Annotated in this window: 2 protein-coding genes; one reads left to right on the top strand and one right to left on the bottom strand. The window is 46.2% G+C overall.

Annotation, left to right across the window (positions count from 1 at the left end; translation table 11 throughout):
- Positions 1–89 precede the first annotated feature (89 nt).
- On the top strand, positions 90–1,418 hold the full coding sequence (locus AACQ17_RS11155; RefSeq protein WP_013868401.1) for an anaerobic C4-dicarboxylate transporter: 1,329 nt from the start codon (positions 90–92) through the stop codon (positions 1,416–1,418).
- A gap of 126 nt (positions 1,419–1,544) precedes the next feature.
- Here the strand turns inward: AACQ17_RS11155 and AACQ17_RS11150 are convergent, their stop codons facing one another.
- Positions 1,545–10,979 (bottom strand): retention module-containing protein, encoded by a 9,435-nt coding sequence (locus tag AACQ17_RS11150; RefSeq protein WP_094167682.1) that lies wholly within the window; start codon positions 10,977–10,979, stop codon positions 1,545–1,547.
- Positions 10,980–11,181: the final 202 nt, after the last annotated feature.

Below are 11,181 nucleotides of genomic sequence, written 5' to 3'. Positions count from 1 at the left end.
GGGTAAATGGTTGTGTGAACAAGGTTTCATCTTTTTTTAACGTTACGTTAGACAATATTTTCATTAACACCTTTGGATAGGAAACAGATATGTTGTATTTGGAATTTTTATTCCTGCTATTAATGCTCTATATAGGCTCACGCTACGGTGGTATTGGCCTTGGTGTGGTTTCTGGTATTGGCTTGGTCATTGAAGTTTTTGTCTTCAAAATGCCACCCACATCACCACCGATCACCGTCATGTTGATCATTCTTGCCGTTGTCACCTGTGCTTCAATACTCGAAGCGGCTGGCGGATTGAAATACATGCTGCAAGTGGCAGAACGTTTACTGCGTAAGAACCCGAAAAATGTCACTTTGATTGCACCGTTCGTCACTTACGCAATGACGTTTATGCTGGGTACTGGCCATGCGGTGTATTCCATCATGCCGATCATTGGTGATGTGGCATTGAAAAATGGGATCCGTCCTGAACGTCCAATGGCTGCGTCTTCTGTTGCTTCGCAAATCGCGATTACCGCTTCCCCAATCTCAGCGGCCGTTGTCTACTACCTTGCTCAATTGTCGAATATTCAACACGAGATCACCTTGCTCTCTATTTTGCTGGTCACTGTGCCTGCGACCTTATTCGGTACGCTGTTGATGTCTTTGTACAGCTTGCGCCGCGGGAAAGAACTAGATGATGATCCTGAGTATCAAGAACGTCTGCAAGATCCAGTGTGGAAAGAGAAAATCCTAAACACAACCGCGACAACGCTGAATGAAACGTTACCCGCGGCAGCGCGCAATTCTGTGTTGATTTTCATTGGTGCGATATTAACCATAGTCGTGCTAGCGATGGTGCCAGAAACACGCACTATTGTTGAAGGCAGTAAACCGATCAGTATGGCGGTGGTTATCCAGATGATGATGCTCTGCTTTGGCGGTATCATTTTACTGGCAACCAAAACCGACCCACGAGATGTACCAAACGGTGTGGTATTCAAATCAGGTATGGTAGCGGCAATTGCCATCTTCGGTATCGCTTGGATGTCGGATACCTATTTCCAATACGCGATGCCGCAGTTTAAATCAGGCATTGTTGAGATGGTTACCGACCATCACTGGACCTTCGCGCTTGCACTATTCATTGTTTCTGTTGTGGTGAACTCACAAGCCGCAGTAGCGGTAATGATGCTACCTGTAGGCCTCGGGCTAGGTTTAGAACCTGCGCTACTGGTGGGATTAATGCCCGCACTGTACGGATACTTCTTCATTCCAAACTATCCGTCAGATATTGCAACGGTCAACTTTGATACCACAGGAACCACCAAAATCGGTAAGTACTACTTCAACCACTCGTTCATGTCCGTCGGTTTAATTGGCGTCGTGAGTGCGTGCTGTTTAGGTTATGTACTGAGCCAAATCATCATTGGTTAACCCACTGTAAATGCCCCAGACTGATACAGCGCTGGAGTGTGTTTACTGCTAAATAAAAAAGTGCACCCAACTGAGCCTGAAGCCGTTGGGTGCACTTTTTCTTTATTTAACTGCCCTTTTCTTTATTTAAACGTCATGCTTGATAATGTTGTTGTCCAATAAGAAACCAACAATGTCAATCGACGCCATGCCATCAAAATTGAATTGGCTGGCAAGATCTTGCACCACAATGGTTTGGTGTACGTTATTGTCCGTCAAAATTTCCAATTCCACATCCGTCGTGTTGGTCATCACTTTCGCTTCTATCTGATGAGAAGTGTGTAGCGAAACGAGCAGTTGATCCATGGGCAAATGTAAATCGGCCACAACATCAGTGAGATCGATCACATCACCTTCACCAGCGTTGAAATCAGTGATAGTGTCGGTTTGCTCATCAACAGTATCGAGCGTCCATTTAAATATGTCAGCGCCACTTCCCCCGGTTAAGATGTCGGCACCAAGCCCGCCAATCAAGGTATCATTTCCGCCACCACCCACTAAAGAGTCATCACCATCGCCACCTTCAAGGTGATCATGACCACTGCCTCCTAGCAACTGCGCTCCAACATTACCGGCGAGCAATTGCGCATCATCCCCGTTCGTTGATTGATCAATCGTGCTGCCGTCAGGCAATACTTCAATCGCAATATCAATTGATGCAGAGGCTGCACGGCTACCATCCGTTTCTGTTGAGATAGCCGCTACCGACAGAGTGTGTTGCCCTAAATCGAGCCCACTAACCTGTAATCCGTCGATAGCATCAGCGGAAACAATCCACACCCCGCTTTGCTCAGTCACGCTGCCCGAGCTACTAGAAAGCGTAGCGCCACTTGGCAGACTGTCGATCTCCAATGACAACACTTCATGGCTATCCGTTAATGCCGCGATTAACCCCAGCAATGCAATACCTTGAGCGCTGATACTTTGGCTAACATACGTCTGCTTCATATAATTAAAGCTCGGATCAAGGGTTAATATCGGCGTATTGGCTTTGGGCGTCACCGCAATACTGACGGTTTCTGTCTCTTCTAGCGCCATACCAGAAACATTGTCGGCATAAACACCACCATCATTGGCCTTAATTGTCAGATCAATATGGTCACTACCAATCGCGGTGGCATCAACAAAAACGCCGCTGGCGGGATCGCTGCTATTAAGTAGTGCGTTGATATCCGATAACGTGCCTTGTAGGACGAGTTCTCCAGCCAAATTGGTGCTCTGCGTGACAGAACTTAACGCGGGGATCACGGCACTGAGCAAACCTTCGCTCACGCTCAAAATCACCGTCATGGGGTCGTTGGCATGTGAGCCTGCATAATCGACATCACTCACACTCAAGCCGGTAACTTTTTGCCCCGCCTCTTCATCAATCGTTGTGGTGACCGTAGCACTATCAATGGTGGGCGCATCATTGACCGCCTGAACATCAACTGAAACAGTAAACTCACGCGCAGGCCCCAAATGTTCAGTACCGTCCAGCCCTGTATCGACCGACTGTACTTTAATCGTCAGATCTCCCGCCCAAGTGTCCTTATGCCAATCACCAGAATTAAAAATCAGTTTATCTAAGCTTTGCGCATCGGCATTCAACAACCATACGCCACCGCCGATGTAAGTCCCCAGCGTGCCATCAGGCAATGCAATACTTGCTCCATCTGGCACCCCGGAAACTTCAATTCGCAACGTTTCTGGCGAGTTTTCACTATGGTTCGCACCGGCTGCAATGGAATCGGCTTTATCGATAATTTGCGCGTTGATATCAATTTCAATGTCAACGCCTTCATCGCCAGCGCCGTTAGTCACTGGTTCAACATCCACCACATCCCCAACGGGCGTAATATCTAATCTAAAGCTGCCGTTATGCTCTACTGGCACACCAAGCAAGGATTCTTGGGTGAAGACCTTGATGCCGATTTCCACTTCGCCACTAAAGTTCTTCGCAGGTTTCATCGCAATATCGGATAAATTGATCGAGGTTTGTGCTGGGTTGTTAATCTGAATGCTCCACTCACCACCACCATTATTTTTCACGGTATAGTCAGAAGAGAGAGAACTCACGACAAAATCCGTCGGCACCCCAGTAAGCTTGATCGACACAAATACCTCAGAGCCATCTGTATCGGTCAGATCAACGGTAAATTCGGAACCCGGTTTAGAAAGGACAATCCACTCATCTTCCAGACCGCTCACTTCAATATTGCTGCTACCACCACTGGAAATAATGACGTCGTCTACCACTGGCGTCACATCAAAACTTACTTGTGTGGTAAATGGTTTATCAGCATCGGTATTGACTACTCCCAACGTATTGGCATTGGTATCATCAAATTGCGTGATATCAGTCACTTTCCCCGCCACGGTAATGTTGACGGTATTATCATCATCGCCAGTCGGATAATTGGGTGCGGGTTTGAAATAAACATTGTCTAATGCCGCAGGTAGCTGAGACTGACTAAAAGTGATACTGGTACCAAGATCATTGCCTTGCGCATCAACAAAGGTTCCGATATTGGTTCCTTGCAGGGTTAAGGTGACTTCGCTCAGCACCTCTTGTCCTTCCGTAGCGCTATTGCGAATATCAGCAAGGTCAATGTCGAGCGAAAGATGAATAATACCATCTTCATACCCGATGCCGTCATTGGTCGGAACGTCGGACAAGCTTGAAGTCGGCTGATGATTTGCATCTAACCCAAGCGTGCCTTCTATGGTCAATGTCGCTTTGGGTGTAGTGTCATCATCTTGCGGTTGATGCGTTCCGGGAACATCAGCTACCGGAGAAACTGCCACTGGGATTTGCGTACTGAAGGTTTTTTCATCACCAGAAGCCGTGTCTGTCGTTACAAAAGTGATCGGCAAATTAAAGTCGCCCGCGTAATCTTCAGGCAGATGCAGTTGCAGATTTTCTAACCCTGAAATCGAGCCATCGGTATTCACGGTACCTTTGTATACATACAAGCCATCAACGAAATCAAAATGACCACCAGATAAACTTGCGCCCGCTGGTAGCACACTTTGCGCGATGACAATACTGAGCTCATCTTCTACACCATCAAAACCTGAAGCGCTCACCATCAATTTATCTTGGATTTGCTGACCTAAATTAATAGCGTTATCTTCGATGCCTAATACAATATCATCCGCATTGCCAACTAAAGTAATGTCAGCTGCTACCGTGTTGTTGCCCGTAGCAGTGAGCGGAAATTGTAAGGTGAGCTCTGATTGCACTTGTCGAACTACTTTGGCTTCAGAGCTATCTTCCCCTTGGTCATACACTTGGGCAAAAATGGTCACAGTGATGTCGTTATAACCATCACCATCAGGATCGTTACCACTACTCAATGTCAGGCCATTCGGTGCTTTTACACTGAAATTCTGCTCATCAACAATGGTCCATGAGCCATCCCCATTATTAATTGCACCAGTAATCAGTAGTTGATCAAGTACCTGTGGCGTAATATTGCTAAAACGCACCACCAGTTGGTCGACCACTTCTAATGATTGGTAACCTTCTGTCGATTGAGTGTCTGCATTATCAAAGCGTATAACGTTCGCATTAGGCTCGCCGCCGGCCGCATCATTAATAGTAAAGTAGATAGCACCAGAGGCATCTGCGACAGCTTTATTTGTAACTACGCCGTTTTCTTCAACACGCAGTTGTCCATCAGCTTCAACTATCGGCCTTACCGTGATATCAACAGAGCCGTGAATGACTTTCGAAGCAATACCTTCTCCAGAATTGATTGCATCGACGTATTCGTTGTCTTGCTCTTTAACCACAATCTCAGTGCTCAAGGTAAAATCAGTACTGGAGTGCTCTGGTGGCCGAACTTGAACGTAACCAGTTGTCAGCACTTGCGCTGAGAAATCTTGATCGCTCTGTCCCGGTGCGGGGGTCAAAATGAGCTTGCCATCACTGTCTAAGCCCGTGACAACACCATCGACGTAAATAGTACTACCAGCTGGGAAGCCAGAAAGTGTAACAGAGGCAAAATATTCATCAGCATCAAGATGTTGTTCTTCTTCTGGCTGCCAATGAATATTAATGCGGCTGTCCTCGTTACCAAGCGAGTGAGATTGATAGTTGTCAACAACATCAATCACCGGTGCCACTTTAATGCGAATTTCCGACTCAATTTGACGCGTATGTCCATCATTTTCAGTAACGATGGTGGTCATTTTGATGTTGATGTTTTCGGTCGATGAATGAGATGGCTCAACTCGAATACCTGAATCAACCTGCGCTGAAGTTAGATTCGCCTGATAAATAGGTTGCTGCGCAGTATCGTAACCAACAAATACCAAGTTAATCACGCTACCAACACTGTCATACAGTTTGACACCATCTGGAATGTTCGACAGCAAAACGGTGATCGACTCAGAGCTGTCCGCTGGGTTATCCGCAAGCTCACCGGATAACACACTAAAGCCAAAGCCAACGGATTGATTTTCATCAATCGTCGTTTCAATCACTTGCAGACCATTTTCACTAAATTCATTCCAAGTGTTAGTACTGTTTGAGTGAAAATCAATGGTTGGAATATCTGCTACGCCCTTAACTGAAACATTAACCGTCTTAGCACCTAACGATATTTCATCTGTCACCACACCCGTAGAAAGATTGACGCTATCTTTAATAATCCCTTCAACAGAGAAGGTAAAATCAGCGTTGCTATGCAATGGGGGTAGCACTTCAACTTGGTCAAGATATTGTTCAGGAACTTCATAATAAGTATGACCATTGGCATCGGTTATTTGTGATATTTCGCTGGCTCCTGCTCCCAACCAAATCAGTGTGACACCTGTTTCTGAAAAATCAGAAAGACGCACATAGAGTGTTTCTGAACCATCAGAATCAACGGATCCCGCCATCGTAATGACTTCACTTAATAACAAGGGATCGTGATCTGTGGTGGGGTCAACGGTATTTTGCGTAGCGGCATTATCTTCAAAAACATTGATTCGATTGACAGAGAAGCTACCCATATCGGCAACAGGGCTAACATCTATCACGATTTCTTTCGTTTCTGATCGAGCGCTCTCTTTACCAACGTGAGCGTTATTTTGCTCGGTCGTGATCGCTGTAATATCAAGTTTGATCTGACCACTGAAATTATCATTAGGGTCAACTTGCACTTGGTTAATGTTACTCGCACTAACAAGATAATAGTGACCTGAAGCATCCGAGCTCATTACAACCGGCGTACCATCGGCATAAACTAGCTGCGCCTCACCTTCACCTTGAGTAAAGCGGATCTCATACAGGATTGTTTCGGGGGTGCTGTTATCTTGTGTCTGCGCTAAAACATCGAGAGTAATATTGTCACTATCTTCTACTGCATCATAATGAAATTGGCTGCTTGAGTTCCAAGTCGCAATATCGGCAACACTTTCCACCTCAATGCGCAATTTCCCGTTCACATTATGATCATGCAGGCCATTATTCAAAACCTGCACAGTAATATTGAGTTGGAAGCCACCGTTAGCGCTGGCATAGTGACGGTCAGGCACAAAATACAAGTTTTCAATCTTAGCAACACTGCCTGTTAAGCTTTGCTCCACCGCATCTGCGGGCAAAACAAATCGTCCACTGACTAGCTCTAATTTGACATAAACATCCGAACTATTGAGATAGTAAAAATCGCCATGCGCGTTGCTGGCCGTGATTTTTACATCACCAATCGATTCATTGCGATCCAAATCATAAAGATTGATCTGCAAATCCACTTTAAGCGGTGAAGTATTTAAGCCGGATTGGTTATCTTGGCTATTAGTGATTTGATTGGGGTCGTTAAACAAAATAGTGACACCATCGCGTCCAGCGTCTTCAGCGCCAATAACATTAGCAACTGTGATAGTGGCATTTCTATCAAGAATATTGATGTTCAACTGTTCGGTTGAGACATCGCCATCAAAGTCTTGCGCAGTGACATCGACAGTAAATGAAATGGTCGGATCATCACCATGTTCAAGGCTAGCAACTGGTTTAAATGTCGCGTTACCGTTAGGCGTAATCGTCAGTGTGCCTAAATCACGCTCAACACCATTTTTTATTTCGACAACCGTGACCGTTTTTGTGATGCCGTTAAGTTCAATTTCATTAGCTAAGCTTGCGCCATTGCCATCCCTAAATTGAATATCACGACCCGCTTCATCAATGGCCACAAATTTAGTGATCGCACCATGATCTGCACCTTGAGTATCCGGTGAGGTATTGTTGTCTTGGCTAAATAAATTGACTGTTTTTATCGCCGTATTTTCAACACTAGTGATGCTTTTATCATGCAAAGTTGGAATATCATCAACAATCGATATTGGCAAACTCACTGAGGCTGAAACATCGCCATCTCTATCAGTTGCAGTAATCGGAAGATCTAAAATAAAGAGATTTTCGCCAGCAGCAGTAGGGTGGTCGATGGCTTTAAGCAGTTCAAATTGGTAACTATCGGCCGAGCCATTTAGCGTGAGACGAAAAACCACGTCCGTCGTATTCTTAATCACCGCTTCATAAACAGTGACACCATTACTGCTTGAAATTTGGATGATCTCTATCTCTTGACCACCGGACGTTAAATTCTCGACAGGCGTTACAAGATCCGATAATTGATAACTGACAATACCATCGGCACCATCAATTACATCAAAGTGCCCAGCAATAACGGTGCTGTCTGAACGATCAGAACCGATCGAGGCTAAGTCATCTTCATCCACGCTCTGTTCGCTACCGGTGCGAATGCCGACAATCGTTGACTTGTCATCCACAATAGTGACAGGCAGTAGAATGTCAGAGGCGTCGCCATCATAGTCCGTCGCCACCACTTTGAAATTCACCAGTCGCTCATCGCTGCCTGCGGCGTGATCAATCGGACCTTGCAAAGTAAAACGGTAACTGCCGTCCGCATTGAGCACTAAGCTAAACACCGCATTGCCACTAGGTGTGGTGCTGGCTTGGTAGTGGTAGTTACCATTGGCATCGATTGTCGCCGCGCCCAAGATCACCGCTTCGCCTTGCGAGGTTAAGCCCGCAAGCGGGTTACTGCTGGTATCCAACTGATAGCTCACCACCTTATCCGCGCTTTGAGTGGTAAACACTCCCTCAGCGAACAGCGGCTCTTTGCTACTGTCTGAGCCTGACGTTAAATCGTCTTCGTCAACGCTGAGCGCTTGCACGCCGGTGATGATTGGCTGATCATCATGGATGGTGACGGGCAGCAAAATGTTGGTGCTGTCGCCATCATAATCGGTTGTCACTACCTTGAAATTTACCAGCAGCTCATCGCTCCCCTGCGCATGGTCAATCGGACCTTGCAGGGTAAAACGATAGCTACCATCCGCATTGAGCACCAAACTAAACACTGCATTGCCGCTCGGTGCAGCGCTAGCTTGATAGTGGTAGTTGCCGTCGGCATCGATTGTCGCCGTGCCCAAACTCACCGCTTCACCTTGCGAAGTTAGACCTGCAAGCGGGTTACTGCTGGTATCCAACTGATAGCTCACCACCTTATCCGCGCTTTGAGTAGTAAAAACTCCCTCGGCAAACAACGGCTCTTTGCTGCTGTCTGAGCCTGACGCTAAATCGTCTTCGTCAACGCTGAGCGCTTGCACGCTCGCGATGATTGGCTGATCATCATGAATGGTGACAGGCAGCAGAATGTTGGCGCTGTCGCCATCATAGTCAGTTGCAACCACCTTGAAATTCACCAGTAGCTCATCGCTCCCCTGCGCATGGTCAATTGGCCCTTGTAAGGTAAAACGATAACTGCCATCTGCGTTAAGCACTAAGCTAAATACCGTCTGACCGCTTGGGGTAGTACTTGCTTGATAGAGGTAGTTACCGTTGGCATCAACTGTCGCCGCGCCCAATACCACACTTTCACCTTGCGAGGTTAATCCAGCGATGGGGTTGATGCTGGTATCAAGCTGATAACTCGCTACCGTATCGGCCCCTTGGGTAGTGGTGAAATAGCCTTCGGCGAACAACGGCTCTTTGCTGCTGTCTGAGCCTGACGCTAAATCGTCTTCGTCAACGCTGAGCGCATCCACACCAATGATTTCAGGTTTATCGTCAATAATGTTGATTGGTAAACGCACACTTTCAGAGCTATCACCATCATAATCGGTTGCCAATACCGAAAGGTTGAGTAATAACTCATCACTATTGACTGGATGATCCAGCGCGCCTTGTAACGTAAACTGGTAACGACCGTCTGGGTTTAATATCAACTCAAAAATAGGCTGGCCATTGGCGCTCGCCTGATAGGTATAAACCCCGTTCAATGACGAGGAAGAGGCCAATTGCACCGCGACACCAGCCGAGGTTAACCCCGCCAACGGATTAGCACTTAAATCCAACTGATAACTTTCAATTTGATCAGAACCCAATTGAGTATCAAACTGTCCTGAAACGGTAATCGTCTGTGAAGCACTGGCATCCGAACCGATATTTGCCAAATTATCCTCATAAACGGACGTCGACGGTTCATCGGATATAACAGGGTTATTACCATCACCAATACTGATTGCGATAGAAATCGGCGAGCGAATAGGATTTCCACCCGCATCAGAACCGGTTACATCGAATTGAATCGCAATTTGATCATTAGCAAAAGAAACTAAGCCACCTCCCACGGAGGGAACATGGTCAATCGGTTGACTAATGGTCGTCACTATCTCTAAGTTGATGTCTTTACCGACAGACGTCGCCACTAAATCAATCCGTAGCACTTCACTGCCGTCAAGTTCACCGACAATATGGTTAGCCGTAGCATCGTAACGAAAGCTTACTGATCGCCCAGCCGAAGTAATATCGCTCTTCAGCTCTGACAATAGCGCAGCTAATGAAAGGGATTCAGGGACAAAAGAGGCGGCATCCAGTGGCAGATCTCCCGCCGCGATTAAAACATTTGCCGTCACTGATTGTGGGTACGAATTTAGTGAGAGCGAACCTTCAGCTAATGCCGCTGATAATGATTCACCCCCAGCGGTAAAACGCAACGGACTCAAATTCGTTTCAGTCAATGATTGCTGAGCATCACGCCCTGTAGTTTCGAAAAACGTACTCGCCAATACTTCTGCAAAGTTGTAATCAATGGTGATGAAGCCAGCATTTGCAGAGCCTTCACCACCGGCTCCGGCGGCGGTTGCTTCAAGTATTTGGGTCGGGTCTTGGCCATCTAAAATGGCTTGTTGGATGGCAGCAATATTATCTGCGTCAAAACTCACCTCGTCTAATAAGCTCAGATCAGCGTTGATCTCGCCTTCAATCGGAAATTGAACTAAGTCAACTGAGCTCTCAGAATCTGGTGACGCATTGCTAAAACAAGTAATACAATTCTGATCGACTACGGTAGCTTGGCCATTAAACAGTATCGTCACCGACGAATGATTCACTGTGATTAAGATTTCATCTTTATTTAATTGATCACCCGCGCTTACTTTACGCGCATTACCTTTGGCATCTGCTGCGATAACATCACCAACCACTTCTTGTACTAACGCAGGTTGAACAACCACATGTAAATCCATAGAGCCCCCAGATACTTCTTTAGCAAATCGATTCAGAAAACGAGCAATAGACAACTGTTATTTTAGTCGCAATTGATTATGCAAATTTATATTTATGTAAATTACATCACTGAGCATAATTGTGCGTTAAAGCATCACTAGCGTCAAAACAGAGTCTGGCTAGCGAAACGCCACATAAGAAAACCTATCGGCTTGTATATTA

Origin of the sequence: Vibrio sp. V10_P2A27P122 (assembly GCF_963874335.1) — a bacterium.
Lineage (GTDB): Bacteria > Pseudomonadota > Gammaproteobacteria > Enterobacterales > Vibrionaceae > Vibrio > Vibrio anguillarum.
Note: the sequence above shows the minus strand (reverse complement) of the source record. Positions and strands in the feature narration are given on the sequence as shown.

Excerpts from the sequence above, each read along its gene's own strand:
- AACQ17_RS11155 (WP_013868401.1), top strand. The coding sequence starts at position 90 with ATGTTGTATTTGGAATTTTTATTCCTGCTATTAATGCTCTATATAGGC.
- AACQ17_RS11150 (WP_094167682.1), bottom strand. The coding sequence starts at position 10,979 with ATGGATTTACATGTGGTTGTTCAACCTGCGTTAGTACAAGAAGTGGTT.